Raw genomic sequence first — 23,558 nt, 5'->3', positions numbered from 1 at the left:
GCTTAGAATAGTATATCGATAAACAATTCACTCTTTTTCCCTTCAACACCAGGTGTAAAATCCTTTGGCACCTCAGTACCTTTCAGAATCTTTCCGTTCTGATTCATCAATATGAAATTCAAGGTCCAATTTCCCGTCATCGTATAATTTACTACACCATGGTAAAAGGCATCGTCCGCCTGAGTTAAATCCTTGTTATTGGGCGAAGAGTGATTCCCCATAGAGGGCTCAGGCATCCTTGGATCCAACTTCAAGGTAAACCCATTAACCATGGAATAATCAAACTGACCAGGATCAGGAAATGTCCCCACGGGTCCGCCCTTTGGCTTATTGTATTTATAAATCCCAGCAACCAATGGATTCTCAGCAACTTTGGGATTTCGTGGACCTAATAAGGCGATAAAATATTCCTCATCATCATTCCCAATAAAACTGGTCATATTCAAATTCTTGTTGCTTTGTTCCTTGACAGTTAAAACCTCATTTAAATTGATTTCCTGATTCCCAATCTTCGCTTTCAGGTATAGATTCCATTTATTTTCTGCCGAACTTACATCTGAATAAACCGCATATCCAGCATAAAATTTATCCTGTTGATTATATTTTAATAGATATTGATGGGGAGTTGAAACTGCTTTTTCTTGTCCCTTATTTAAAATTGGAAGAAACCGCAATTCCGCTGTATTGATTTCAGCATTGTTTTGTTTATTGAAAACTCTTAGATGAAGTTCATTATAACCCTTATAAAACGTCCCATTCAAAGCTTCAATACTAATTCTATACCCATCCTTTTCAAAAGAATAAGCTTCTTTGAATTCTAATTTCTCAGGTTCTTTTGTACCTATTTCGGCTTCATAATCTGTTTTTTCTTTTGTACAGGATATGAACAATAGGAACAGAGAAATAAAAACGATTATTTTCTGCATGATAATAAAGTGTTGTAATTAAATAATTATTGAAGTGCAGCGATATAGATTTGATGGGATTATTACAACACAAACAGCAACGTATTTTACCGTTGGTATCCTGTTACAAAAACATCAAATTATTGCTGATACCTAAAGCATAGAATTATGCGATCGGAGGACGAAATATTGGGGTATTGAACTGATAACTATATTCAGAAATATAGATAGGAAGAGGTTTCTCAAAAGGTTCCTCAATAGTAACTGGCTTAATTAGTGTACTAAATTCCTTATGAACATAATGCGAGCTAAACTCATAGACCACAAAATTCTTTTTGGATTCCTTTTTCTCTCTTTCCTGGATTTTCTTCATCAAGATACACTGACCATTACAGTGCAAGTCTGGGCGACTCTTATTGATACAATTTGCAATATAATCAGGTAGGTGAATCTCATATTCCATCGTCATGATACTGCGATAAAAAGACTGCAGTGTCAAACTTACTAAGAGAACATATGTAAAAAAGAGTTTCAAACCTTGTTATTGGTATTTAGCAAATATGCCACAAAGATAAGGAAAGATTTTATCATAATAATAAAGATTATCTAAATAAGTATCCAGCCTGGTAAGGGCGGCATATTTGCAAAATACCTAACCTCCAAAAATAGATTCCGCATCTTCGATGCGGAATGACAATTACATAAAATTTGGTTTAGGGGGGAAAAGGTTCTTCGGATTTGCTGAAGAACCTTTTCCCCCCTAATCCCCAACACCATTTTCCTGTCATTCTGAGCGTAGCGAAGAATCTATTTCTATCCAGCCCGGTAGGGGCGTATCGCATACGCCCTTTTAATATTTAATATTTAACCCATTCCAATCAACCTATAATTAACAGGCGTATCCCATACGCCCATCTTCGAATATTTACACATTCATTACCCAGCCCCAGAGGGGCGACATATTTGTAGCAACCCGATGGTAGAAAACATAGAGCCCGCCCACCCAACAGCAATCGCTAAAGCGATTGCTGTTGGGTGGGCGGGCATATTTTCATGTTACATTCCTTTCTACAAACATTAAACTCCTCTGGAGTTTCCCTCCGCACAGCCCACATTCGCTTTGTTTTATTAAACCCATATGGACGACATATTTCTACAATACCTATCCCAAAAATAGATTCCGCATCTTCGATGCGGAATGACAATTCCATAATTACATTTGGATTTTTGGGGAAAAGCTTCTTCGGCTACGCCGAAGAAGCTTTTCCCCAAAAATCCCCAACACCATTTTCCTGTCATTCTGAGCGTAGCGAAGAATCTATTTCTATCCAGCCCGGTAGGGGTGTATCGCATACGCCCTTTTAATATTTAATATATAACCCATTCCAATCAACCTATAATTAACTGGCGTATCGCATATTCCCATTTACGAATATTTACACATTCATTAACCAGCCCCGTAGGGGCGACATATCTGTAGCAACCCGAAGGAATAAAACCAAGAGCCCGCCCCCAAAGAGCAATCGCTAAAGCGATTGCTCTTTGGGGGCGGGCTTATTTTCATATTACATTCCTTTCTCCAAACATGAAACTCCTCCGGAGTTTTTCCCAACAAAAAAAGAGCAATTCTCATTGCTCTTTTCTTATATCATTCGGATAATACCAATACTATCCTAATACTTCTTTCAATTTACCGACCTGAAAATCAACCAATTTCTGAAGAGGTCCTGATGCCATCATTTTCATCATCATATTTAATCCAGCTTCGATTACGAAAGTTGCATTGGTGCTGTTTTCCGATGTAGGTTCCAATTTCCAACGTAAGGTCAATGGAAATGGTGCCTCCTCGATAGGAACACTTACCAATTCTTTGTTCTCTAGGCGTTCACTGATACGCAATGATAATTTAGCCATGTTCTTGATTGTAAATCTCGCCTCATCAGCGGTAGAGGTCCACTTCTCAATATTTTCTGGCATTAATTGCTCATGATGATTCATATCAGCAAGAAAGGCATAAACCTCAGCAACAGGTTTATTGATTTCTACGGTGTTTTGAATAATAGTCATAGTTTATGATTCTGGATTCCAGTTAGCAGGATCAATTTTCCACTTCTCTAATAGTTCAATATCCGATTCAAGGATATAACTATTTGAAGCAGCAACATGAATTAAGGCATCATAGTTACACAAACTGTGGAAAGTACATTTCGCCTCCTCAAAGTTCTTACGCGCAACTTCTAAGCCATAGGTAAAGATTGAAACCAATCCAACAACATTACAGCCCGCATCTCGCAACGCTTTAACCGCTTGCAAACTGCTCTTGCCGGTAGAAACTAAATCCTCAATCACAACAACACGTTGGCCACTGATAACCTCGCCCTCAATTAAATTCTGACGACCATGGTCCTTCGCACTGCTACGAACATAAGAAAAAGGTAAACCTAAATCTTGTGCTACCAAAACACCCTGAGGAATCCCAGCTGTAGCAACTCCCGATATCATATCAACCGACCCAAACTCCTCTTGAATCAATTGGGATAGCTTCTGACGGATATATGTACGGATCGCAGGATGCGATAATGCAACCCGATTATCACAATAAATTGGTGACTTCCATCCAGACGCCCATGTAAAAGGGTTTTTAGGTTGTAATTTTATTGCTTTAATTTGCAATAAGGATTCAGCAACTTTTTGTTCAACCTCATTTAAATAATTCATGGCACAAATTTATAAAATTTATATGAACCAATCTCTGTTAATTTTGGCAGATTTTACCCCTCGTATTAAAGAAAACGTTCAAACAATTGGTTTACAAGACATTGATCTGGAAAAACTTTTCAACGATTCCGCTCATAACTCTGATAAATCCGTTTACCTATACATACATCCTGACATCAGAAAAGTTTTTAAAAAGATATTATCAACAACCCGAATTATTAAAGCTGCAGGTGGATTAGTAACCAATGGAAATGGTGAATACCTTTTTATTCACAGACTAGGGAAATGGGACCTCCCGAAAGGTAAGGTGGAAGAAGGTGAAAAAATGAAAGATGCCGCCCTTCGTGAAGTCGAAGAAGAATGTGGAATCAAAGTCGATTACCTCGGCAAAAAAATCGCTACAACCTATCATACCTACTATATGCGCAATAAATTTGTGCTTAAACAAACTAAATGGTACAATATGGGCGTCAATAAAATCCCAAAACTTACCCCGCAACTCGAAGAAGATATTGATCAGGCTGAATGGTTAAAAGCATCAGACCTTAAAAAAGTTAAAGACAATACTTACCCATTAATCTTGGAAATCGTCGATACGATTAAAAAATAAAAAGCAAAGGAGCTGAAAATTCAGCTCCTTTGCTTTTTATTTTTTAAAAGACTTATCCAAAGAACTTCTCTGGATCAAAGCCATATTGTTTCAACACATCAGCTGGAACCCCATTCCAAACTCCAGGTTTATTACCTTGGTATCCGATATCCTTTACTCCCATCTCACTGGTAAAAAACCCAGTGGATGTCAAGTCACGCATTAATGAGAAAAAGGAAACTCCTTGTGCCATTTCAGGCTTCGCTTTTTGAGGATATGCAATCTCATCCACAATGGCAATCTGCTCCTCTTTCTTGCATTTTAGAAAGGCATTTCCATAAGTCTTTTGACACTGAACATCAAGCCATTTCAATCCTCCACGTAAAGGAGTTTGATAGCTTGGGATATCCTTCGACATAAACTCGATAAAAGCCGGAACTCCTGCCTCCGAAGCACTGCCGGATACATCATCCTTCGGAATAATAATATCAACTAAAACAGTAATCGTAGCCAGCTCATGATCATTAAAAAACTTCTCCGCCATTAAGGCTTCGTTCCTCTTATATTCAAACTCCTGAACTCCAGGTAACTTATCTGAATTGCCTGCAGCAACTTCGCCAGTTTGTTTCGCACTCTTATCATCCTTACATGATGCTGCCAAAACGCCTGACCCTGCAGCAAGTAGCCCTAAGGCTTTTAGTGAATCTCTTCTATTCATCGCTCTTGGGTTATGCTAATTTTTTATTTTCTTCTAAAATATATTCTGCCGTACGCATCGACAATGCTAAAATCGTCCATGTAAGGTTTTTATCTCCTTGTTGCACAAATGGTCCCGCATCAACTACATAAACATTCTTACAGTCATGCGCTTGACCCCATTTATTAAGAACCGATGTCTTTGGATCATTGCCCATACGCGTAGTCCCACCTTCGTGAATAATCTTTCCCGGTGCTTCTAAGCCATACAAAGTATCTGCACCCGGAATATTTGAAGTGACAATAGCGCCCATTTCATGCATAATGGATTGAAAAGTCTCCTGCATATGTTTTGCCTGTGCAATCTCTTCATTTGCCCATTTATAATGGAAACGAAGCACTGGAATTCCAAACTTATCTACCTTATTCGGATCGATCTCACAATAATTATCCTTTCTCGCCAAAGCTGTTCCACGACCAGCCATCCCTACATTCGCTCCATAGAAACGACGATAATCATTCTTTAATCCTGCTCCATAGCCCCCCATCTCCTTCTTCTCGCCATTCTTCCCAGGAACCATTCCATTGACACTAGGAACCCAGTTCATAAATCCATAAGATGGCATATGTAACCCACCACCATACTCAATATGATAACCTCTAGGGAAATTCAATTTCTTATTATCACCCCACCATGGTGAATAGATATGTACACTACCGGTACCATCCTCATTATATCTTTTTCTATCTAATAATTCAGGGATAAAACCGCCTAAACTAGCACCTGTAGAATCATGGAGATACTTCCCAACCAATCCGCTGCTATTTCCAATTCCGCCAGGATGTGATTTTGATTTAGAGTTCAATAATAAACGAGCACTTTCACAAGCACTTGCACCTAAAATCACCTTCTTCCCTTTTACTGAATATTCTTGCAAATCTTTGGTATCAACATACGATACCCCTATCGCTAATCCTTCATCATTCGTCAAAACCTCACGAACCATCGCGTTATCAATAACCTTCAAATTCCCGGTTTTCATCGCTGGTATAACCAAACATGAGGAGGATGAAAAGTCTCCATAAACCTTACAAGACCTTCCACATTGTCCACAATAAAAACAGGTTCCTCGACCTTTAATTTCTGGAGAAGACTCGGTTAATACCGCTCCCCGTCCCGGAATAACCGGAACTCCTGCTTTCGCAGCACCACGATGAATGAATAGCTCATTTAATCTTGGTTTTGGTGGTTTCATAAAGATACCATCTGGCTCATTATGGATTCCCTCTACCGTACCATAAATACCAATCATCCTATCAACCCGGTCATAAAAAGGCTTTACCTCCTCATAGGAAATTGGCCATGGATCAGTGATTCCATCTGTCGGTTTGAAGTCATCAGGCCCCATACGTAATGAAATCCGGCCCCAGTGATTGGTTCGTCCGCCTAACATCCGCGCGCGAAACCATTCAAACTCTGTCCCCGCAACCTTACTATAGGGTTCCCCATCTAACTGCCAACCGCCATAGGCCGCATCAAAATCACCAAATGGACGTGTAACTCCAGCGCCGCGACGCGGAGATTCCCAAGGCCAACGCATTTGTAAGGCATCTTTCGCCGGATCAAAAAATGGCCCAGCCTCTAACATCAAGACTTTAAGACCTGCATTCGCTAGAATATAGCCCGCCATACCCCCTCCAGCTCCTGATCCAACTACAATGGCATCAAAAACCTCAGGATTTTCTTTTATTTGAAAAACACTCATATAATTTTGTGATGATTTAAATTCGGTTTAACTGATCGCATTTGTCTGCTTATACATTTTAGCAAACCTAAATATAGTAATTCTATCCTCTAATTCAATAGTTCAGCTCATAAAATTTTTGATACCTTTTGCCCTTAATTATTATTAAAATATTATTCCCTTAAATTTGAGCAATAAAAAAGGGACCTAATATTTAGGTCCCTTTTCCGTAGTATTAATATTGTTTATCTATACATTTCTTCGCGTTGTGCCTTTACAGCATCCGAATTAATGTATTCATCATAGCTCATCAACTTATCGATAATACCATTTGGCGTAAGTTCGATAATACGATTTGCTGCAGTTTGTGTCAACTCATGATCTCGAGAAGTAAATAAAACAGATCCTCTGAAATCATTGATTCCATTGTTCAAAGCTGTAATTGACTCCAAATCCAAGTGGTTGGTTGGCTCGTCGAATATCAAGAAATTCGCTCCTTGAAGCATCATTCTTGAAAACATACAACGCATCTTCTCACCCCCTGAAAGAACTGAACATTTCTTCAATACTTCCTCTCCTGAGAACAACATCTTACCCAAAAATCCACGGATAAATTGCTCATCAGCGTCAGGTTTGGTGGTGTAATCTCTCAACCAGTCTACAAGGTTCTCCGTACGGCCATCAAAAAATGAAGCATTTTCAATAGGCATATCTGCTGGAGTAATTGTAATTCCCCACTTAAATTCACCTACAAAATCTTGATCCCTACCTGTAAGAATATCATAGAATGCCGAAGTCACCAAGTTGTTTTCTGCTAGAACAGCAATCTTATCCCCTTTATTGATCATAAAGCTGATGTTCTTAAAGTAAACTTCACCATTCACGGTCTTACCTAAGTTCTCTACAGTCAGAATTTGATCTCCAGGCTCTCTATCCATCAGATTGAACATAATCGCTGGATATTTACGGTTTGAAGGTTTAATATCTTCAATATTAATCTTATCCAAAGCCTTTTTACGAGAGGTAGCTTGTTTAGATTTGGAAGCATTCGCTGAGAATCGACGGATAAACTCCTGCAATTCCTTCACTTTATCTTCCATTTTCTTGTTTTGGTCAGCACGTTGTTTTAATGCTAATTGCGACGACTCATACCAGAACGTATAGTTACCAGAATAAATAGTCATCTTACCAAAGTCAATATCCACAATATGCGTACATACCGCATCCAAGAAGTGACGGTCGTGAGATACTACCAATACGATCGCCTCATAGCTAGCAAGGAAGTCCTCTAACCAAGCGATGGTATTAATATCCAAGTCGTTGGTAGGCTCATCCAGGATTAAGATATCTGGATTACCAAATAAAGCCTGTGCCAAAAGGACACGAACTTTTTCATTACCATCCAACTCCTTAACTAATTTATAGTGTAGATCTTCTTTAATCCCAAGGTTACTTAATAAGGTCGCTGCATTACTTTCAGCATTCCAGCCATCCATCTCAGCAAAAAGGCTTTCCAATTCACCAGCTCTTTCACCATCAGCATCAGAGAAATCTTCTTTCATGTAGATTTCATCCTTTTCTTTCATCACCTTATATAGCTCTTGGTTACCCATCATTACCGTTTCGATAACTGGGAACTCATCAAATGCGTAGTGGTTCTGATTTAATACAGACATCCTCTCCCCCGGAGTGAAGGCGACTGATCCAGAAGTAGGATCTACTTCTCCAGAGATAATTTTTAAAAAAGTCGATTTTCCGGCACCATTCGCTCCAATAATACCGTAACAGTTTCCAGGAGTGAACTTTAAGTTGACATCTTCGAATAGGACACGTTTGCCATAACGAAGAGATAAATTCGAAACGTTAATCATTTATAGTCTTTCTTTACTCTATTTATGATAATTAAAATACTTTTACTCAACATTTTACCAACCAAATGATATAATTTCGCATTTACATTTGTACAGGATTGGTAAAGGTTTTTTGTATATATTTGTTCAATAAAATTTACAAATAATTTACAACTTATTTTTAATGGCAACTGTATCAGCTGTCATCCTGAAAAACCATAAAAAACAGGATGGTACTTGGAATGTAAAGATCCGTATTACCAATAATGGCAAATCAGCTTACATAGAGACTACATATTATGTGGTCAAATCCAATTTGGACACAAAGTTACGATTAAAAAAGGTATTTATCGACACTTACCTTACCGCTACTTTAAATCAATACCGCTCGGAAATCAACAAACTGGGTGCAAAGGTAAGTTATATGTACCCTAATGAGATTAGGGAGCATTTATTGAAGGATGACAAGGTCATTGATTTCTTTGAATATTGCACAATATATATAAAGGACCTGATAGAAGGACCTAGGAAATCAACCGGGCTTAAGAGACAGACAAGTTTTAGGATCTTTAAAAAATTCACCAAAAAAGAAAGTCTACCTACCGATCTTCTGACATCTAAGATGTTGAAGGAATTTGAAATGTTCCTTAGAAAGGAGAAGTATTCCGTAAACACTATTCGGAATATCATGGCAGATCTGAGTGCCATGTTCAATGCTGCAAAATATGAACATAACGATGAGGAACTCGGAATAATTAAAATACACAATTCCCCGTTCTCTAGGTATACCATTCCCAAAAAACTCGAATCAAAGAAAAAGGCTCGTGATGTTGAGTTCTTAAAAAAATTCAGGGACATGGAATTTGAAAATCACACCCTTAGAGATGCGAGGGATTTATTTATGCTTTCGTTTTATATGTGCGGTACAAATATGGTTGATTTCCATAGATATCTAACTGATCCAAATATTGATAGATTTGAATATAACAGATCCAAAACTAAGGACAAAAGGGAAGATGCCGCTTTTATCAGTATAAGGATAATTCCCGAAGCAAAGGAATTGATTAAAAAGTTCGCTGGTACAATTCAAAAAAGATTCAAGACACAGAGAGGCCTTAACAATCTGGTTTGGGATGCATTTAAAAATGAATTACCTAAAATATCGAAAATAGATGATCTGACTTTTTATGATGCCAGGCATTCATTTGCTACACTCGCTAGAAAATGTGGTTTTAGTATTGAAGATGTAGGGAATGCATTAAATCACAAAAGGTCCACTATCACCAATGATTATATCAAAGAAGATTGGACCCTTATAGATAATGTTCAGAGAAAGGTTGTTGACCTACTTAAATAGTTCCTTTCCTAGCTCTTTTTCCAATTCGCGTATCCTGACCTCTACCATACCCAACCTTGCAAGGATCTCAGAATTTGATGACGCGCTTTTCTTTACAGATTCTCCAGTTAAGAGCCAGTTTATATCCATACCGTATCGGTTGGCCATATGCATCAATATTTCAGGATTAGGCATCCTATGGCCATTCTCAATCCTTGATATAACAATATTGATAGCAATATCCTTAAGGTCATCCTGTGTGATGTTTTTGTCTTTTCTAAACTGTCTAAATCGTTGACCGATCATTTTCTGAACATTTTCTTCAGCCATTTTTTTTATTTATATGGTTAATTAAAATTGGACAATTCCCCAGCCATAGATAAGGTGATATCCTATATATTTGATAATCCCATTCATCATAAGACTTTTTTATAATTAAATTTTTAGAAAGCATGGAATCGAATAAGGCCAGAGTTAAAAATTCAACATATGATTTGACTTTATCGTAATCTTCATCCTGGTAATTGATGTTTACAACAATGTAGATTGATTTCGAAATTTGAATTTCACCATTATAAGGCCCCAAACAGTTCAACTCAATTACATCCAATCGTACTTTCTTTGGTTTTGGTTTTATATAAATACCTCCAGAAATTTTTATTCCCCTATCCCTGAATTCCTTAAGAAGCCTTTTCTTCACAAGGTCCATTAGCCTTGTCTGCAGGGGAGTATATTTCCATTCCCTGGCCATTTGTAATTACCTTACTTGAGTTCACGCTTTACGACGTTATAGATCTGTTCGATCTCATCGAGGGGGACTTCAAAATCAGGATACTTATCTTTATCTGGATTGAGTGACTTAAGGACCAAAACTCCATTTTTCACATCTTGATGCGCGATCTGTTTGGCAATAATTCCTTCAGTTTTGTGAACAAATATCCAGTTAGGCCATTGGTGATTATGTAACTTGCTAATCCAATGTTCTCTTTTAACCTCTCTCCCCGTAGCAATGGTACCATTTGGCATTGCTTCCCGAATATCACCATTGTCCATACTGTCCCCTGAAATTTCAAATGATCGATACTTTCCCCTCACGTATCTGTCCACGGTAATATAATGTTTTGGTAATTCCTCTAAATATTCTTTGTCTGCAAATCCCGTTAGATATCCCGCTTGGGCATAGACAGGAACCAGTTCAGTCCCCATCCGATAACGGCCCGGTGAAATCTCAGTGAATTTGGTATCCCCTACCTCATCATAAATTGAAGGATCTCCAATATCCCGTGCATTGGAAAGTTTTATATCTTTTAAATCAGAATCTCCAAACACCTCGTCTTCATTTACACCAAAGCGCGCAAGTATATTATTGACAGTCTCCCTTTCCAATGCTGACGATTTGAAATACTGATACACAGTCTGCCGGCTAACCCCTAATATCTCACTTGCTTTGATTGCACTGATAGATTTTTTGGAAAGGAAATTTTTAAATTTTTCTCCCTTATAATCAGGCATATACAATAAATTTAATTTTTGTAAGTATTACAAATATTGACATTGTAAATATTATACTTACATTTGTACCATACGAACAAAACAAAGGTAATACAATAAGTTAAAACCAACAATCCCAAAATAGTACCATATGATCAAACAGAGAATTTACGCTGGAATGATAGATAAAGGGATTGAGTTCTTTGAAGATTTGCATACCAGGATCCTATACTGTTCGCATGACATGAAACAGTATAGATGGCCGCACTTTCCTAACCATATTTTAAGAAAGGTGAGGAAGGACATGCTGAACAACCCTGAAGCTTTGGAACATTTGGCAAAATGGCCAAATCTTAGGAATGAAGATAGGATATATAGATATATACTATGTCGGTTCGGTGGCCTTGATGATCAACCAGACATCAGCATTGATGGGAAGGTTCACCATTCAGAATATTACGAATGTGGCCTTAGGGGAAATTGCCAATTTGAAGGCAAACTTTGCTGCTCCATTAAAGTTGATAACGGATTCTTAACTAAAGCAGAAGTTGAGATCCTAAAGTACATCAGGTTACCTGACAAGCAAATCGCACAAATACTCAATAGATCTATCGAAACAATTTCGACCCATATGCAGAACATAAGGGCAAAAACAGGAGAAGTTGACAAGGTAAACTTGGCAATATTCGCAATAAACAAAGGAATAACACTATTTGACCCAGACGAAAAGATAAAAGGCAAACCATGGAAATTATCAAAATAGAAAAACAACCATCAGTTACTGAATACATTGAAAGAATGATTCCCGGAACTGACACGCAATCCTTAAGATTTCACCTCTCTCACATCAAGGCCGTAAGGGAGGCTGCAGGAAGAAAGATGAAAATGGAGAAGCCACACCTGAAATATATTACATCCGTAGATGCTATCGCTGGATATATCCAGGTTTCGGTTGAGGTGAAGAAAAAGGGAGGAAAAAATGAACAAGTTCAAAACAATTAATGTAGTCGAACCCGAGTTGATCACCTTGCTCCAGGACACCGCCAATTTAGCTGCTACACAAGCCTTGGTGTCTGTTGGGAAAATACCGCAATTTATCACGAAGCAAGAAGCTTTTAGAAGGGTTGGAAGTAGAAGAAAAGTTGAAAAATGGATACATGAGGGGGTTCTTAAAGTCACAGAAGCTGGAATTGACCAAAATCAATTAAACGCAATTGCGACTAGCGCAAATTTGGCAACATATGTTCACACAAAACTTATAAAGTAATGGCAAACTTCAATGAAGCAACCCTTAAGGATCTAGGATTCGAAAAGTATGAATGGCAAGATGAAGATTCTGGATTGATAGTGGACCACAAGTTTGAAAATCAAAACATATCAATTGAGATAACAAATTATCAAACTGTAGAAATCACCACAAAAGGTCAATATGTTGAATTACCAAATATTGATTCTGTAAAAAAACTAAAACAATTAATAAATCTCATAACAAAGTAAATCAATTTTAAAATGAATATCCTAATCAAAACACTGCAAATCATCAATTTTAAAGGTATTAAGAACTTTTCAATTGACTTCAATCACATCACAAACGTTTACGGAGCAAATGCAACAGGAAAAACCACAATCTTCGATGCATTCCTTTGGTTGTTGTTTGGAAAAGATTCCAATGACCGTAAGGACTTCAACGTTAAACCTCTTGACACTCAAGGCAACAAGAAAGACAGGACCGAAAATGAGGTATCTGCCATTCTTTCGATTGATGGAGAAGAAATAACCATCCGTCATATCCAAAAAGAGAAGTGGGTTAAAAAACGTGGCGAATCAGTTTCGGAATATACAGGGAACGAGCACCTTTATTTCTGGAATGAAGTCCCAGTCCAAGCAGGTGAATTTCAGGCAAAGATCAATGATCTTCTGAATGAAAAAGTATTCAAACTGATAACCAATCCCCTATTCTTTAACACAATGAGCTGGCAGGATCAAAGACAGGTACTGACTGAAATATCTGGAGAAATTACCGATTCTTTCCTTGTTGCAAAATATCCAGAACTGCAAAGCTTGCTTGATAATCTGGATGGGAAATCATTAAAGGAATTTAAGACGATTATTTCAGCCTCCAAGAAAAAACTAAAGGATCAATTAGAGGAAATACCTGGCAGGATCGATGAATTAGAGAGAAACAAACCTGAACCTATCGATAAAAACGCGATTAATTCAGAGATATCTGATTTGCAGGCTAAGTACAATGATCTTGAATCACAGATTGAAAATAAAACAGAGGCTTACAATAAAGCTACGTCTAGCATCAATATCAAGATCCAAGAGAATCATTCAAAAATCCACGAGCTTAAGCTCCAAAAACAGAATATTGAAGCAAAACATAGGTCTGAGTACAATTCGCAACTTACTTCATCCCAAACAGGGATCAATGAAGCTAAATCAACGGTATCACAGCTCGAAGGTCAATTAAATATTCAAACCTCACAGTTGGAACAATTGAAGAAATCTCATTTTGACCACTTGACAAGACTTTCTAAAGATAAGGAGGATATCGAGTCAAGAATTGAAAGTCTGAGGGTACTTTTTAAGTCTGTAAATGCAAGAGAACTCAATGAACATGAAACCCATTGCAGTGAGTGTGGACGTGAACATGAAACCCATAGATTATCGGAAGTAAGAGAAAAATTCAATTCAAGGAAACGACAGGAACTTGACGGTATTAATTTGCAGGGACAAGGTCTTGCAAATGATCTAAAAAAGAGAAATGAAGAGGGAACCCAAGCTGTTGAACAATTTGAAATTGCAAAATCGGGGATTGAGACTTCAATTTCTAAACTGGAGATATCATTAGCAGAGGCTAAGCAGAAAGTGAATGAAATAGCTTCAAACACAATCGTTGTTTCTTCCATTGAGGACAGGTTATCTTCTGATACAGAATATGATTATGTAGGGGACCAGATCCGAGAGTTGGAATCAAAAACCTTTGAAAAACCCGAAATCGATTTGGGCGACCTGAGGATACGTAAGGCCACAATAAATGCAGAATTGGATTCCGCAAAAAGAAAACTAACCATAAGTGAGCAGATCCAAAAAGCCAATATCAGGATAGAAGAACTAAAACAACTAGAATCTACTTGGTCAAATGAGCTCGCCGCATTGGAAAAACAGGAGTTCTCTGCTGAAAAATACGAACGTGCAAAATCTGAAGAGTTGGAAAACAGGGTCAATGGAATGTTCAAGTTTGCAAGATTCACATTGTTCAATAAACTAAATAATGGCGGTGAAGAGCCAACGTGTAGAGCTACCTATAATGGTGTTCCATTTAGCGATCTAAACACTGCAGGTAAAATCTTAGTTGGAATTGATATCATCAATACCCTATCCGCTCATTACGGAGTCACAGCACCTGTATTTCTCGACAATAGAGAGTCTGTTTCAGCGATTCCAGATACTGCCGCCCAGATCGTCAATCTTATTGTATCACCGGAAGATAAGGAATTAAGAGTGGCATAATGGCTAAAAAGTTTTATGCACCACAGAAAATTCCTTTAATCAAATGTGCAGGATGCAAGTACATTGAAAATGATGATGGAGTTGTTATGTGGTGCAATAAAATTAAAATGCCGAGGCCGTCAAAATCATTAAAGAATTGTATTCATAAATTATTAAAATAAAATCATGTCAAATCAAAACCAATCAGTTGCAGTAGTGGAAGAAAAAAATATCACTACTCAGGTATTAAACAAAATAAACGCTTTTCAATCTTCTGGAGAAATCAGGATCCCTAAAGACTATAGCCCAGAAAACGCATTGAAGAGCGCTTGGCTCATACTTCAGGACACTAAAGACAGGAACAATAATCCAGTACTTCAGTCCTGCACAAAAGAAAGTATTGCAAACTCACTTTTGAAAATGGTTGTATGGGGCCTTTCTCCATTAAAGAAACAAGGTGATTTTATTGCCTATGGCCAGAATCTAGATTTTTCTCCTGAGTATACCGGGAATCTAGTTCTTGCAAAAAGATATGGAGGACTGGTTAACCACAGTCAAAAAGCCATATTCAAAGGAGACGAATTCGAGTTTGAAACTGATCTAGAGTTTCCATATAGAACTAGGATCGTTAAGCACAAAAGGACTCTTGAAAGCATGGGAGGAGAAGTTATCGGTGCGTGGTTCGCATACGAGCTCAATGATGGGACAAAAGATGTGGAAATTATGAACATGTCCCAGATTAGAGCAGCATGGAACCAAGGACAGATGAAGGGCAATAGCGGCGCTCATAAAAACTTCACCGACCAAATGGCAATTAAAACCGTAATCAATCGAGGTTGTAAATTGATTATCAGAGGCTCCGATGACAGTGTGTTATATTCCAGTTCTGAAGAAGAAATTGTTTATGATCCAATTGTAGATAGCGTAAACACTTCAATCTCCACTAATGCTAATAAAAAGACTTTATCATTTGAAGAAGCTGAAGTCATTGAGGATAAACCTGTTTCAAAACATCAGGCACCTGAAAAAGAAGCTCCAGAGGCTAGTGCATTGAAACCAAATGAAAATCCGGATCCAGCAACCCCAGAATTAGGATTTTAATGCAGCTACATATCATTAATAGCAATAGTGAGGGTAATTGCTACCTTTTCACCGACAATGAGAATAACACTCTCATTGTCGAGTGTGGGGTAAAATTCGAAAAGATCAAGCAAGCCATGAATTTTGATTTCAGTAAGGTTGTAGGGTGTTTGGTAACCCACGAACATGGAGATCATTGTAAAGGTGTTAGGGATGCTGTAAAATTTGGTCTGAACATATATGCTACTCCTGGAACCATCAAAGGTTTCAAATTTGAAAGCTATAGGTTACACTCAATTAAAAAAAACCTCAAGTTCAATGTTGGACCTTTTGATGTAATTGCATTTGATGTTCATCATGATACTTTTGAACCTTGTGGCTTTCTAATCCGACATGAGGAAATGGGCACTACTCTATTCTTGACAGACACGATCTATTGTGATTATAAATTCCCAGGACTAACTAACATCCTTATTGAAGCAAATTATAGTCAGGATATTATTGATGAGAAATTGAGGGAAAATCGATTCTTGAGAAATAGGGTAATTCAATCTCACATGAGTGTTGAAACGGCAATCAAGACTTTAAAGGCAAATGATCTTTCGAAAGTTAACAATATTGTACTAATTCATCTTTCGGATAGAAATAGTGATGCTAAGATTTTCAAACAACGAATAGAAGATGCTACCCTTAAAACTGTCACTATTGCTACTTCAGGATTGACAATTAATAATTTTAATACAACCCCCTTTTAATTATGAAAATAAAACCAATTTTATTCAGCACTCCTATGGTTCAGGCAATACTCGAAGGAAGAAAGACTCAAACTCGACGTATCATTACTAAAGTTGACCAAATGATCCCTTTTTCAGATAAGTCATTCTCATACCTTTCTATAGATGGTTGCTTTGTAATCGATAATGGCAATGGCAAGTTTATGGATGGTTTAAAACCTAAATTCAATATTGATGATGTTCTTTGGGTTCGAGAGACTTGGCAAAATAGTGAATATACATTAAATGGATTTACCTATAAGGCGAATGCACATCCAGAGAAAACAGGCAAATGGAAACCTTCCATCTTCATGCCAAAAGAAGCTGCTAGGATCTTTCTTAAAGTTAATGGAGTTAGAGTTGAAAGACTTCATGAAATTTCAGAACCTGATGCTATTTCTGAGGGAATTGAAAAGATGTCAGGCTGGAAAAATAGATTAGTGGAAAATCTCTATACAAATTATATGAAAGATGGTAGAGGTCCTCAAACTCCTCGACTTTCATTCTTTTCACTTTGGGAATCAATAAACGGAAAATATACTTTGGCTTCCAACCCGTGGGTTTGGGTCTATGACTTCTGCAAGGTGGAACGGCCTTCAGATTTTATTTAAACTATTTATTATCCATTTAGATAACTAATTATAATTATTATGAGAAATGTAAATCACAAAGGAATATCAGTTAGGAGCTCAAGTTATCCCGAAGACTGGAATCCAAGCTCAATTCAGAGCTATAATAATTTCATAGCGCATGTTGTGCTTCAAAATTTAAAGAATGAAGGAGTAACAAATGGATTGGGAAAAATTGAAATAACCATTAGATCTTGCAAGCCCTTACCGATAGGTGAAATTATCCGGAAGCTATTAAGTCAGACCGATGAATTCCAGATGAATAAGGTCATAAACCAAGCAAATCAAATTATCAATCCAAATGAACATGATTAAAATATTGAAACCCTTAAACACAATGCTTAAAAATATCGCAATGAAGAAAGCGATTAAGGCTAAAAAAGATTTCGAATATAAAAACCTATTGGAAAAGCTAGTAACAAATGGATTGGTTCAATTTAATGGAAAAACTTACTATTCAATTGCTGACCTGACTATATCATTTTATGAAGAAAAGGTTTTTTTAAATGAAAAATCTACTTAAAAAGATCAGGATGTTTTTCGGTATTCGATTGACACCAGAAGAAAAGGAAGAAATGCTACAGATAGCAAAGGAGTATGCACATAAACACACAACCAAATGGAAAGATTAACAACAAAAGAACTCGCTCCGTATTTGCCCTATGATTTAACCGTTATGGGAAATATAAACGGAATTGACACAGAATGTTGTCTAACGACATGGAACATAGAAAGCCATATTCAAGGGCAGTCTAAACCACTCCTAAGGCCTCTATCCCAACTGACAGAGGAAATAGAGCATAATGGAGAAAGGTTTGTTCCTTATGACGTATTGAGAGATATGGAGTTAAAAGATATGAGACTTCATAGTGACGGATGTTTAACGGTCAATCACAGAAACATTCAAAATTGTGAGTACTGGCGTATGGAAAAACTATTCGAATGGCACTTCGATGTATTCCGTTTAATAGACAAATGTCTAGCCCTACCTATTGATGGAAAGGAGGTGGAACCCCTCACTTGCGGTTACTGCGATTCAAAATTTTCAAAAGGAACAGGTGGCAATTATGGGGAGTATGGAGATGTATGTATCAATTGTTATGAAGGATTAAGTTAAGGAGTTTAAGCCATGAGTAAAAAACTACACCTAACACTAAAAAAGAAGTGGTTTGACATGATTGCTTCGGGAGAAAAGAAAGAAGAATATAGGGATATTAAGGATTATTGGACTAATAGATTATGTTGCGGATTTCCATCTGCTTACGACACCAAAGACTTCGACCAAGTCCAATTCCGAAATGGATACGCTAAATATTCGCCTACCATAACGTTGCAATGCAAAGGCATTTTCATCAAGGAAGGTAATCCAAAATGGGGAGCGGTTGAGGGGCAAAAGTATTTTGTAATTGAATTAGGGAACATTATATCAACAAGCCATGAGTAAAACAATAGAGGAAATAAAAGACGAAGTAGCGATTGAATACGGTTGGAAAAGCTGGAAATCTTGTTACGGTGATGATGGGATAACCAACGCAATGATTGACGAAGTTGCCGAACGCTACGCCCAATCCCAAACACAGGAGCTTCAAGACTGGAAAGAATCTGCAAGTAAAGTTTTTAAGAATTTGGATTTACAAGCGATCGGAAAAACTTTAGGTATTGGTTTAGGAGAGGACGTGTCAACAAATGTTCTGCCGAAAATCAATGAGCTTCAAGAGCAGAATGCGGAGCTTGTTAATGCTTTGCATGTAATTAAGAACTTACAGTCGTTAATCGAATACCCGAAAGACACGCCTATAGAACATTCGGGAGAAGCAGAAGCAATCCATCAAATGTTCAATGTAATTGACATTCTTTTAACCAAATACAACCACTTAAAATCAAACACAAATGGATAAACCAACAGGAATAGAACTAATCGCTAAGGAGCGAGAAGAACAGATAAATAAACATGGGTACACTAAAGAACAAGACCTAATGTACCAAAGCAATGAATTGTTACAAGCTGCATCAGGAATATTAGGGCTACCAAGACCTGGAACTAAATCAACCGTAAGCATGAGTATTATGTCGTTCACTCCACCAACTGGATGGGACAAATTTATATGGTCTAAGATGTGTAGCAAACCTTACAAAGAACGGCTAATAATCGCAGGTGCATTGATTGCTGCAGAATTGGATAGGCTTACTGCAATTGAAGCCATCCACACCCAAGATGGAGGGCAAGAGGGATGAACAATAATCCAAGTCCTTTTAATTCAGATATAAAAACATTGCTGACCTCAAACATGGTAAAAATAAGGAACATCTATGATTCAATCCAAAATGCAAATTAACCATGACCCCACTAATATACTTAGGACTGGATAGCTACGATAGGCTATCCTTCCTTAATAAGGACAAGGGACCAGTAATTGAAGCGGTCAGCGAGGTTACGGGTATAAGCTATGATCAGATCAGGAGAAAGTCAAGGTTAAGGGAATTTGTTACGGCCCGTTCGCTTATCTGCCACTATCTAAGGAAGTACACCAATCTTACATTACAGCAGATAGGAGATCTGATAGGCGGCCGAAACCATGCAACGGTAATAAACAGCCTTTCCATGCATGAAGATCTATTCCAAGTAGATAGTGAGTTTAGGAAACTATCATCAAGCGTGGAAGAAATATTGATTAAACAATTGAAATAGGGTTAACACCGGAAAGAGTGATATTATCGATTATCAGTGAAATAAGTGATAGCCCCTTCCCAATTATTAGGAACTACAGGACGAATCTTGCCATACCTACCACTGCAATTGCATAAATAATAATGTAGCCTATGGAATTTCCTTTTTTACTTCCTTTTGATGGGAATAGAGCCCACGCAAATAGTAATAGACAAAATATGCCAAACATAATTTAAAATTTATACACAAATATAAATATTGAATGCAAAAATACAAACCTCTCCAATCTTGGGGAATTAAGAAAGAAGAAATGATGCATACATATTCAGTTATACTAGCTTATTTTCTTGAAGGCGAGATGTTGCAATGGGAAAAGAAGTATTACACTATTAGCGAGAATGGAGCTAGACAAAGAGCTTTATATGACTATGGAAGTGAATTTTCAATATTATCAGTAAGAAAATTAGATTAATAAAAATGGAAAAAAGAAACGACGTATACAATATTTTGTACGAAAATGAAAAGTACATGATTTTAAATTCATCAACGGAAACATATTTCCTTCAAGATGAGGATGGCAATACAATTACCGTAGACAAAGACGAATGCGAAATATTATTTGAGGTCTAACCCCAAATTAGAGATAAGAAGAAATGAAAACAGAAGGCTATTTAAAAATATTCAATAAAATTGGAGCTGTTATAAAAATAGATATTGCAATCAATCCAAACTTAGAAGCTTCATTAAAATTAACACGTTTGAAGAATATAAGACTAATAACTGATCCACATAATAATATTAAAATATACCCAACAATAATTGACAATAAATCTATAGAGGAATTTATCGTTCCATCTCCAGTAAAAAGAACTAACCAATACATTAAGGAGAAATAGATAATTGGCAATAGAAATGAAAATAAATTCTTTTTCATAATGCAAATTAACAAATTAAACAATTTTAAGTCTAGTTCTATCAAACTTAACAAACAACAAGCCCCCGAGAAAGCTATTGAAAGGGCTGTAGAAATTTATAATTCTAAATAGTATATTTGGATATGGCAGTTTTAATTAGAACATCAACAAATCTTGAAGCAAGGGAGGTTGAAGAAGGAACAACATCATATTTAGATATTTCATTGAAATTTGAATTCGTTTCGGATGGAGATTACCATCACTATTTAAATGATGATGGAACAATTAATAACACAAAATTGTTATCACGATTAATTCATGTAATGAATGCTGCTGAAGAGATTAAATTATAGCCTAACCCACCGTTAGGCTTTTTATTAACTGTTTTCCATGCTTTTAAGCATAAGGCCGCTCAAACGCTTTATATCATTTTCTGAAAAAGTAAGTACATCACGTCTTAAATCTGCGGATTGGTTAAATTCATCGAGAAATCCACGGCACAAAGCAAGTATTTCTAAGTTGAACAATCTAGATGTATTCCAATCATCTACTATTTCCTCCAGACATCCAACTAAAATTGAAATATGGTCCCAATCTTCTGCTTGCTTAATCTTATTGAAAATATTATCGAAGAAATATGCATACCTCATCATGATTTTATATTTTACAGATTACAAAATAAACCCCTTCATTATCTTTGACCTTCATTAGTCTAAATTCCGTATAACGAGATATTTCAAGGATCATTTCTTCAAGGATATCAGTATCAACTCCTGAGCTGACATCAATGGCCCTGAAACTGAAATCCCTTGACAAATATTTCTTTTCATAAAACTCTTTGAGGAATTCTATTTTCTGCCCCTTGGTTCCACTGACAAACATTCTTCTGAAATTTTATGTAATTTTATAAAATAAAAACGAATTAAATTAACATTAACAAAAGCTTAATAAACGAATGTTTAAACATTTATTATATATTATTGATTGTCAACAATATTATTTTTAAATACTTAAAAATATGCAAATAAATTAACTGGGTATTTTAATGGTAAAAGTATAATATTTAAAACTGTTTCACTCTAAAGGTGTTTTACCTATACACTAAAATTTTATTAATATGGATTCTTTAGATTTAAAAGGTAAATGGAACATCCTTAAAGGAAAAGTAAAACAGAAATATGCAGATCTTACTGATGATGACCTTCTTTACGTAGAAGGAAAAGAGGATGAATTATATGGTAAACTTCAGGAAAAGACAGGCAAGACCCGTGATGAAGTGAAATCTTGGTTGAAAGATTTAGATAACGAATAAAATCCTTTAAAACAAACAATTATTATGAGCCTAACATAAGTTAGGCTTATTTATTATATTTGGATTAACCAAATTATGGATATTATGAAAAATACGTTTATATTTTTATTTATAGGGCTTTTACTTGTCCTATTCTCCTGTAAGAAAAATGAAGTCATTGAGAAAGAAAAGATTGATGATTCCAAATTAACAATCAACAGTAAAGATTATTTAATTTCCGATCTAAAAGATATGATGGCCGAATATAGAGGTGTTGATCCTGAAAGATTAGTATATAATGAGAAAGATACTACTTTTACGATTTTACATTATTATAATTTAAGGTTTAAAATTGTTGACATGCTTAAGACATATGGTAAATACTAAAATTTAAGTCATTAATAATTTAAAAGCTCCGAATCTGATCATTTGGTGCTATTTTGTACATTAAGGTTCTCCATTTATTGCCATGTATGGAAAATCAAACTAAAACATAATGCCATAGACTCATGTTAATATTTTTTTAAATTGTAACCACCAATACTTTAATGAAGTTTATTTTAATCAAGCCTCATAAATTAACATTTTCCATATAAAATATAAAATGATAATAATTCTATTAATTTTTACTTCTATATTTTTAATTACTACCGAACACAGTAAAAGTCAAAATTTAGTTAGGCCTGGAACTTTTTCTTATTATGGCACCATTTTCAAAGTATCAATTTCTCCTACTAATATTGATGAATTATCTATTTCGGTTCAAAATGCTCCAGATTTAGGTAGAAACCCCTCAAATATTAATGGTACACCTGTGGAAGAAATTTTACCAACCATGGAATTTAAAAATTCGTATGATTATGGCCCCCTTTTACTTGATTTTAGTAATTATTCTACCTTAAAAAAAGATGGAGAATATATTAAAATGACATTTTCAATAAATGGTTACGGTAAAATCAATAAAATCTATTTTGATATCTATGGTCAAACAAAAATAACACAGCAAGATTTTGGCAAATTTTATCAAAAAGTAAAGTCAGAAAATTCTTATCTGATTAGATCCAGATACAACAACCATCATGCAATAAAATTTTTATATAGGGATACCACGATAAAATTTAATAGTAGTTATCACGTTTCTCGAATGCCAATGAATTAAAAGAAATTATGATAAATAACCAAGCCACCTGTTAGAGTGGCTTATACTTCTGTATTAAAATCCTGAATTTTAAACTATCAATAGTATCAAGAGAATTGTAATACTTTTGTCTTGTTGAATCCAATAATGAATCTCTAAAATCTATATGATACTGCATTCTATTGATACCTTTGAACAATGATATGTTTATCCAAATTGATAGAGGGCAAATAGCAGCCA

36 protein-coding genes are annotated in these 23,558 nt (G+C 36.1%); 24 read left to right on the top strand and 12 right to left on the bottom strand.

Going from position 1 to position 23,558, the window contains the following annotated elements:
- Window positions 1-2: 2 nt before the first annotated feature.
- From ACF3OC_RS08630 to pyrE, 4 genes are all read right to left on the bottom strand, one after another.
- Complete coding sequence (locus tag ACF3OC_RS08630; protein ID WP_094282004.1) at window positions 3-926, bottom strand: hypothetical protein; 924 nt, start codon at window positions 924-926, stop codon at window positions 3-5.
- Between the two features lie 145 nt (window positions 927-1,071).
- Window positions 1,072-1,374 (bottom strand): hypothetical protein, encoded by a 303-nt coding sequence (locus ACF3OC_RS08625; protein ID WP_094258085.1) that lies wholly within the window; start codon window positions 1,372-1,374, stop codon window positions 1,072-1,074.
- A gap of 1,199 nt (window positions 1,375-2,573) precedes the next feature.
- Window positions 2,574-2,972 carry an SRPBCC family protein gene (locus tag ACF3OC_RS08620; protein ID WP_094282002.1) on the bottom strand — a complete coding sequence of 133 codons (399 nt, stop codon included), beginning with the start codon at window positions 2,970-2,972 and terminating at the stop codon, window positions 2,574-2,576.
- Window positions 2,973-2,975: 3 nt separating this feature from the next.
- The gene (pyrE, locus tag ACF3OC_RS08615; RefSeq protein ID WP_094258087.1) at window positions 2,976-3,623 is read right to left on the bottom strand and encodes an orotate phosphoribosyltransferase; all 648 of its coding nucleotides are present in this window, start codon (window positions 3,621-3,623) and stop codon (window positions 2,976-2,978) included.
- Between the two features lie 22 nt (window positions 3,624-3,645).
- On the opposite strand from pyrE, the gene ACF3OC_RS08610 reads away from it, so the two are divergent.
- Window positions 3,646-4,233 (top strand): NUDIX hydrolase, encoded by a 588-nt coding sequence (locus tag ACF3OC_RS08610; protein WP_256962594.1) that lies wholly within the window; start codon window positions 3,646-3,648, stop codon window positions 4,231-4,233.
- A gap of 52 nt (window positions 4,234-4,285) precedes the next feature.
- Here ACF3OC_RS08610 and ACF3OC_RS08605 read toward each other — a convergent pair whose 3' ends face one another.
- The 3 genes from ACF3OC_RS08605 to ACF3OC_RS08595 form a co-directional block, all read right to left on the bottom strand.
- The gene (locus ACF3OC_RS08605) at window positions 4,286-4,930 is read right to left on the bottom strand and encodes a gluconate 2-dehydrogenase subunit 3 family protein (RefSeq protein ID WP_094282000.1); all 645 of its coding nucleotides are present in this window, start codon (window positions 4,928-4,930) and stop codon (window positions 4,286-4,288) included.
- A 10-nt stretch (window positions 4,931-4,940) separates the two neighbouring features.
- Window positions 4,941-6,674, bottom strand: a complete 1,734-nt coding sequence (locus tag ACF3OC_RS08600) for a GMC family oxidoreductase (protein WP_094281999.1) — start codon at window positions 6,672-6,674, stop codon at window positions 4,941-4,943.
- 224 nt (window positions 6,675-6,898) lie between these two features.
- Window positions 6,899-8,524, bottom strand: a complete 1,626-nt coding sequence (locus ACF3OC_RS08595; protein WP_094258091.1) for an ABC-F family ATP-binding cassette domain-containing protein — start codon at window positions 8,522-8,524, stop codon at window positions 6,899-6,901.
- A 163-nt stretch (window positions 8,525-8,687) separates the two neighbouring features.
- On the opposite strand from ACF3OC_RS08595, the gene ACF3OC_RS08590 reads away from it, so the two are divergent.
- Complete coding sequence (locus ACF3OC_RS08590; RefSeq protein WP_392471446.1) at window positions 8,688-9,860, top strand: tyrosine-type recombinase/integrase; 1,173 nt, start codon at window positions 8,688-8,690, stop codon at window positions 9,858-9,860.
- Here ACF3OC_RS08590 and ACF3OC_RS08585 read toward each other — a convergent pair.
- The 3 genes from ACF3OC_RS08585 to ACF3OC_RS08575 are packed head-to-tail and all read right to left on the bottom strand — an operon-like array spanning window position 9,849 to window position 11,351.
- Window positions 9,849-10,169, bottom strand: coding sequence for a helix-turn-helix transcriptional regulator (locus ACF3OC_RS08585; protein ID WP_313515817.1), 321 nt, complete (start codon window positions 10,167-10,169; stop codon window positions 9,849-9,851). The two genes, ACF3OC_RS08590 and ACF3OC_RS08585, sit on opposite strands and share 12 nt — an antisense overlap.
- Window positions 10,162-10,590, bottom strand: coding sequence for a hypothetical protein (locus ACF3OC_RS08580; RefSeq protein ID WP_392471444.1), 429 nt, complete (start codon window positions 10,588-10,590; stop codon window positions 10,162-10,164). The genes ACF3OC_RS08585 and ACF3OC_RS08580 overlap by 8 nt, the downstream gene beginning before the upstream one ends.
- Window positions 10,591-10,601: 11 nt before the next feature.
- The gene (locus tag ACF3OC_RS08575; protein ID WP_392471441.1) at window positions 10,602-11,351 is read right to left on the bottom strand and encodes a hypothetical protein; all 750 of its coding nucleotides are present in this window, start codon (window positions 11,349-11,351) and stop codon (window positions 10,602-10,604) included.
- A gap of 130 nt (window positions 11,352-11,481) precedes the next feature.
- Here ACF3OC_RS08575 and ACF3OC_RS08570 point away from each other — a divergent pair, with 130 nt between their 5' ends.
- The 19 genes from ACF3OC_RS08570 (at window position 11,482) to ACF3OC_RS08480 (ending at window position 21,242) form a co-directional block, all read left to right on the top strand.
- Window positions 11,482-12,093, top strand: a complete 612-nt coding sequence (locus tag ACF3OC_RS08570; protein ID WP_392471440.1) for a helix-turn-helix transcriptional regulator — start codon at window positions 11,482-11,484, stop codon at window positions 12,091-12,093.
- A complete protein-coding gene (locus tag ACF3OC_RS08565; RefSeq protein WP_392471438.1) occupies window positions 12,075-12,332 on the top strand; it encodes a hypothetical protein in 258 nt (85 codons plus the stop codon). Before ACF3OC_RS08570 ends, ACF3OC_RS08565 begins: the two co-directional genes overlap by 19 nt.
- On the top strand, window positions 12,310-12,597 hold the full coding sequence (locus ACF3OC_RS08560; RefSeq protein ID WP_392471437.1) for a hypothetical protein: 288 nt from the start codon (window positions 12,310-12,312) through the stop codon (window positions 12,595-12,597). Before ACF3OC_RS08565 ends, ACF3OC_RS08560 begins: the two co-directional genes overlap by 23 nt.
- Window positions 12,597-12,827: a hypothetical protein gene (locus ACF3OC_RS08555; RefSeq protein ID WP_392471435.1), complete on the top strand. Its 231-nt coding sequence runs from the start codon at window positions 12,597-12,599 to the stop codon at window positions 12,825-12,827. Before ACF3OC_RS08560 ends, ACF3OC_RS08555 begins: the two co-directional genes overlap by 1 nt.
- A 12-nt stretch (window positions 12,828-12,839) precedes the next feature.
- Window positions 12,840-14,846 carry an AAA family ATPase gene (locus ACF3OC_RS08550; protein ID WP_392471433.1) on the top strand — a complete coding sequence of 669 codons (2,007 nt, stop codon included), beginning with the start codon at window positions 12,840-12,842 and terminating at the stop codon, window positions 14,844-14,846.
- 165 nt (window positions 14,847-15,011) lie between these two features.
- On the top strand, window positions 15,012-15,926 hold the full coding sequence (locus ACF3OC_RS08545) for a recombinase RecT (RefSeq protein WP_392471432.1): 915 nt from the start codon (window positions 15,012-15,014) through the stop codon (window positions 15,924-15,926).
- On the top strand, window positions 15,926-16,660 hold the full coding sequence (locus ACF3OC_RS08540; protein ID WP_392471430.1) for an MBL fold metallo-hydrolase: 735 nt from the start codon (window positions 15,926-15,928) through the stop codon (window positions 16,658-16,660). The genes ACF3OC_RS08545 and ACF3OC_RS08540 overlap by 1 nt, the downstream gene beginning before the upstream one ends.
- Window positions 16,661-16,662: 2 nt before the next feature.
- Entirely contained in the window at window positions 16,663-17,289 is a 627-nt protein-coding gene (locus ACF3OC_RS08535) for a hypothetical protein (RefSeq protein ID WP_392471427.1), read from the top strand.
- A gap of 39 nt (window positions 17,290-17,328) precedes the next feature.
- Window positions 17,329-17,622, top strand: coding sequence for a hypothetical protein (locus ACF3OC_RS08530; RefSeq protein ID WP_392471426.1), 294 nt, complete (start codon window positions 17,329-17,331; stop codon window positions 17,620-17,622).
- The gene (locus tag ACF3OC_RS08525) at window positions 17,609-17,830 is read left to right on the top strand and encodes a hypothetical protein (protein WP_392471424.1); all 222 of its coding nucleotides are present in this window, start codon (window positions 17,609-17,611) and stop codon (window positions 17,828-17,830) included. The genes ACF3OC_RS08530 and ACF3OC_RS08525 overlap by 14 nt, the downstream gene beginning before the upstream one ends.
- Window positions 17,814-17,939, top strand: coding sequence for a hypothetical protein (locus tag ACF3OC_RS08520; protein ID WP_392471422.1), 126 nt, complete (start codon window positions 17,814-17,816; stop codon window positions 17,937-17,939). Before ACF3OC_RS08525 ends, ACF3OC_RS08520 begins: the two co-directional genes overlap by 17 nt.
- Window positions 17,927-18,424, top strand: coding sequence for a hypothetical protein (locus ACF3OC_RS08515; protein WP_392471420.1), 498 nt, complete (start codon window positions 17,927-17,929; stop codon window positions 18,422-18,424). The genes ACF3OC_RS08520 and ACF3OC_RS08515 overlap by 13 nt, the downstream gene beginning before the upstream one ends.
- Before the next feature lie 12 nt (window positions 18,425-18,436).
- The gene (locus tag ACF3OC_RS08510; RefSeq protein WP_094257125.1) at window positions 18,437-18,751 is read left to right on the top strand and encodes a hypothetical protein; all 315 of its coding nucleotides are present in this window, start codon (window positions 18,437-18,439) and stop codon (window positions 18,749-18,751) included.
- Window positions 18,744-19,205, top strand: coding sequence for a hypothetical protein (locus ACF3OC_RS08505; protein WP_094257124.1), 462 nt, complete (start codon window positions 18,744-18,746; stop codon window positions 19,203-19,205). The genes ACF3OC_RS08510 and ACF3OC_RS08505 overlap by 8 nt, the downstream gene beginning before the upstream one ends.
- Window positions 19,198-19,542, top strand: coding sequence for a hypothetical protein (locus ACF3OC_RS08500; RefSeq protein WP_094257123.1), 345 nt, complete (start codon window positions 19,198-19,200; stop codon window positions 19,540-19,542). Before ACF3OC_RS08505 ends, ACF3OC_RS08500 begins: the two co-directional genes overlap by 8 nt.
- A 103-nt stretch (window positions 19,543-19,645) precedes the next feature.
- A complete protein-coding gene (locus ACF3OC_RS08495) occupies window positions 19,646-19,996 on the top strand; it encodes a helix-turn-helix domain-containing protein (protein ID WP_094257122.1) in 351 nt (116 codons plus the stop codon).
- Between the two features lie 241 nt (window positions 19,997-20,237).
- The gene (locus tag ACF3OC_RS08490) at window positions 20,238-20,447 is read left to right on the top strand and encodes a hypothetical protein (RefSeq protein ID WP_094257121.1); all 210 of its coding nucleotides are present in this window, start codon (window positions 20,238-20,240) and stop codon (window positions 20,445-20,447) included.
- A 181-nt stretch (window positions 20,448-20,628) separates the two neighbouring features.
- Complete coding sequence (locus ACF3OC_RS08485) at window positions 20,629-20,871, top strand: hypothetical protein (protein WP_094257120.1); 243 nt, start codon at window positions 20,629-20,631, stop codon at window positions 20,869-20,871.
- A gap of 161 nt (window positions 20,872-21,032) precedes the next feature.
- Window positions 21,033-21,242: a hypothetical protein gene (locus tag ACF3OC_RS08480; RefSeq protein ID WP_392471417.1), complete on the top strand. Its 210-nt coding sequence runs from the start codon at window positions 21,033-21,035 to the stop codon at window positions 21,240-21,242.
- Window positions 21,243-21,266: 24 nt separating this feature from the next.
- Here ACF3OC_RS08480 and ACF3OC_RS08475 read toward each other — a convergent pair whose 3' ends face one another.
- Both ACF3OC_RS08475 and ACF3OC_RS08470 read right to left on the bottom strand, forming a co-directional pair.
- On the bottom strand, window positions 21,267-21,542 hold the full coding sequence (locus ACF3OC_RS08475) for a hypothetical protein (protein WP_141202094.1): 276 nt from the start codon (window positions 21,540-21,542) through the stop codon (window positions 21,267-21,269).
- A gap of 4 nt (window positions 21,543-21,546) precedes the next feature.
- Window positions 21,547-21,771 (bottom strand): hypothetical protein, encoded by a 225-nt coding sequence (locus ACF3OC_RS08470; protein WP_392471414.1) that lies wholly within the window; start codon window positions 21,769-21,771, stop codon window positions 21,547-21,549.
- A 235-nt stretch (window positions 21,772-22,006) separates the two neighbouring features.
- Here ACF3OC_RS08470 and ACF3OC_RS08465 point away from each other — a divergent pair, with 235 nt between their 5' ends.
- The 3 genes from ACF3OC_RS08465 to ACF3OC_RS08455 all read left to right on the top strand — a co-directional run bounded on the left by ACF3OC_RS08465 (window position 22,007) and on the right by ACF3OC_RS08455 (window position 23,339).
- Window positions 22,007-22,201 carry a CsbD family protein gene (locus ACF3OC_RS08465; RefSeq protein WP_094257116.1) on the top strand — a complete coding sequence of 65 codons (195 nt, stop codon included), beginning with the start codon at window positions 22,007-22,009 and terminating at the stop codon, window positions 22,199-22,201.
- A gap of 84 nt (window positions 22,202-22,285) precedes the next feature.
- On the top strand, window positions 22,286-22,567 hold the full coding sequence (locus ACF3OC_RS08460; RefSeq protein ID WP_141202093.1) for a hypothetical protein: 282 nt from the start codon (window positions 22,286-22,288) through the stop codon (window positions 22,565-22,567).
- Between the two features lie 217 nt (window positions 22,568-22,784).
- Window positions 22,785-23,339: a hypothetical protein gene (locus ACF3OC_RS08455; RefSeq protein ID WP_392471412.1), complete on the top strand. Its 555-nt coding sequence runs from the start codon at window positions 22,785-22,787 to the stop codon at window positions 23,337-23,339.
- The last annotated feature ends 219 nt before the right edge of the window (window positions 23,340-23,558 follow it).

Source organism: Sphingobacterium cellulitidis (assembly GCF_043187465.1).
Lineage (GTDB): Bacteria > Bacteroidota > Bacteroidia > Sphingobacteriales > Sphingobacteriaceae > Sphingobacterium > Sphingobacterium cellulitidis.
Note: the sequence above shows the minus strand (reverse complement) of the source record. Positions and strands in the feature narration are given on the sequence as shown.

Excerpts from the sequence above, each read along its gene's own strand:
- ACF3OC_RS08630 (WP_094282004.1), bottom strand. The coding sequence starts at position 926 with ATGCAGAAAATAATCGTTTTTATTTCTCTGTTCCTATTGTTCATATCC.
- ACF3OC_RS08625 (WP_094258085.1), bottom strand. The coding sequence starts at position 1,374 with ATGACGATGGAATATGAGATTCACCTACCTGATTATATTGCAAATTGT.
- ACF3OC_RS08620 (WP_094282002.1), bottom strand. The coding sequence starts at position 2,972 with ATGACTATTATTCAAAACACCGTAGAAATCAATAAACCTGTTGCTGAG.
- pyrE (WP_094258087.1), bottom strand. The coding sequence starts at position 3,623 with ATGAATTATTTAAATGAGGTTGAACAAAAAGTTGCTGAATCCTTATTG.
- ACF3OC_RS08610 (WP_256962594.1), top strand. The coding sequence starts at position 3,646 with ATGAACCAATCTCTGTTAATTTTGGCAGATTTTACCCCTCGTATTAAA.
- ACF3OC_RS08605 (WP_094282000.1), bottom strand. The coding sequence starts at position 4,930 with ATGAATAGAAGAGATTCACTAAAAGCCTTAGGGCTACTTGCTGCAGGG.
- ACF3OC_RS08600 (WP_094281999.1), bottom strand. The coding sequence starts at position 6,674 with ATGAGTGTTTTTCAAATAAAAGAAAATCCTGAGGTTTTTGATGCCATT.
- ACF3OC_RS08595 (WP_094258091.1), bottom strand. The coding sequence starts at position 8,524 with ATGATTAACGTTTCGAATTTATCTCTTCGTTATGGCAAACGTGTCCTA.
- ACF3OC_RS08590 (WP_392471446.1), top strand. The coding sequence starts at position 8,688 with ATGGCAACTGTATCAGCTGTCATCCTGAAAAACCATAAAAAACAGGAT.
- ACF3OC_RS08585 (WP_313515817.1), bottom strand. The coding sequence starts at position 10,169 with ATGGCTGAAGAAAATGTTCAGAAAATGATCGGTCAACGATTTAGACAG.
- ACF3OC_RS08580 (WP_392471444.1), bottom strand. The coding sequence starts at position 10,590 with ATGGCCAGGGAATGGAAATATACTCCCCTGCAGACAAGGCTAATGGAC.
- ACF3OC_RS08575 (WP_392471441.1), bottom strand. The coding sequence starts at position 11,351 with ATGCCTGATTATAAGGGAGAAAAATTTAAAAATTTCCTTTCCAAAAAA.
- ACF3OC_RS08570 (WP_392471440.1), top strand. The coding sequence starts at position 11,482 with ATGATCAAACAGAGAATTTACGCTGGAATGATAGATAAAGGGATTGAG.
- ACF3OC_RS08565 (WP_392471438.1), top strand. The coding sequence starts at position 12,075 with ATGGAAATTATCAAAATAGAAAAACAACCATCAGTTACTGAATACATT.
- ACF3OC_RS08560 (WP_392471437.1), top strand. The coding sequence starts at position 12,310 with ATGAACAAGTTCAAAACAATTAATGTAGTCGAACCCGAGTTGATCACC.
- ACF3OC_RS08555 (WP_392471435.1), top strand. The coding sequence starts at position 12,597 with ATGGCAAACTTCAATGAAGCAACCCTTAAGGATCTAGGATTCGAAAAG.
- ACF3OC_RS08550 (WP_392471433.1), top strand. The coding sequence starts at position 12,840 with ATGAATATCCTAATCAAAACACTGCAAATCATCAATTTTAAAGGTATT.
- ACF3OC_RS08545 (WP_392471432.1), top strand. The coding sequence starts at position 15,012 with ATGTCAAATCAAAACCAATCAGTTGCAGTAGTGGAAGAAAAAAATATC.
- ACF3OC_RS08540 (WP_392471430.1), top strand. The coding sequence starts at position 15,926 with ATGCAGCTACATATCATTAATAGCAATAGTGAGGGTAATTGCTACCTT.
- ACF3OC_RS08535 (WP_392471427.1), top strand. The coding sequence starts at position 16,663 with ATGAAAATAAAACCAATTTTATTCAGCACTCCTATGGTTCAGGCAATA.
- ACF3OC_RS08530 (WP_392471426.1), top strand. The coding sequence starts at position 17,329 with ATGAGAAATGTAAATCACAAAGGAATATCAGTTAGGAGCTCAAGTTAT.
- ACF3OC_RS08525 (WP_392471424.1), top strand. The coding sequence starts at position 17,609 with ATGAACATGATTAAAATATTGAAACCCTTAAACACAATGCTTAAAAAT.
- ACF3OC_RS08520 (WP_392471422.1), top strand. The coding sequence starts at position 17,814 with ATGAAAAATCTACTTAAAAAGATCAGGATGTTTTTCGGTATTCGATTG.
- ACF3OC_RS08515 (WP_392471420.1), top strand. The coding sequence starts at position 17,927 with ATGGAAAGATTAACAACAAAAGAACTCGCTCCGTATTTGCCCTATGAT.
- ACF3OC_RS08510 (WP_094257125.1), top strand. The coding sequence starts at position 18,437 with ATGAGTAAAAAACTACACCTAACACTAAAAAAGAAGTGGTTTGACATG.
- ACF3OC_RS08505 (WP_094257124.1), top strand. The coding sequence starts at position 18,744 with ATGAGTAAAACAATAGAGGAAATAAAAGACGAAGTAGCGATTGAATAC.
- ACF3OC_RS08500 (WP_094257123.1), top strand. The coding sequence starts at position 19,198 with ATGGATAAACCAACAGGAATAGAACTAATCGCTAAGGAGCGAGAAGAA.
- ACF3OC_RS08495 (WP_094257122.1), top strand. The coding sequence starts at position 19,646 with ATGACCCCACTAATATACTTAGGACTGGATAGCTACGATAGGCTATCC.
- ACF3OC_RS08490 (WP_094257121.1), top strand. The coding sequence starts at position 20,238 with ATGCAAAAATACAAACCTCTCCAATCTTGGGGAATTAAGAAAGAAGAA.
- ACF3OC_RS08485 (WP_094257120.1), top strand. The coding sequence starts at position 20,629 with ATGAAAACAGAAGGCTATTTAAAAATATTCAATAAAATTGGAGCTGTT.
- ACF3OC_RS08480 (WP_392471417.1), top strand. The coding sequence starts at position 21,033 with ATGGCAGTTTTAATTAGAACATCAACAAATCTTGAAGCAAGGGAGGTT.
- ACF3OC_RS08475 (WP_141202094.1), bottom strand. The coding sequence starts at position 21,542 with ATGATGAGGTATGCATATTTCTTCGATAATATTTTCAATAAGATTAAG.
- ACF3OC_RS08470 (WP_392471414.1), bottom strand. The coding sequence starts at position 21,771 with ATGTTTGTCAGTGGAACCAAGGGGCAGAAAATAGAATTCCTCAAAGAG.
- ACF3OC_RS08465 (WP_094257116.1), top strand. The coding sequence starts at position 22,007 with ATGGATTCTTTAGATTTAAAAGGTAAATGGAACATCCTTAAAGGAAAA.
- ACF3OC_RS08460 (WP_141202093.1), top strand. The coding sequence starts at position 22,286 with ATGAAAAATACGTTTATATTTTTATTTATAGGGCTTTTACTTGTCCTA.
- ACF3OC_RS08455 (WP_392471412.1), top strand. The coding sequence starts at position 22,785 with ATGATAATAATTCTATTAATTTTTACTTCTATATTTTTAATTACTACC.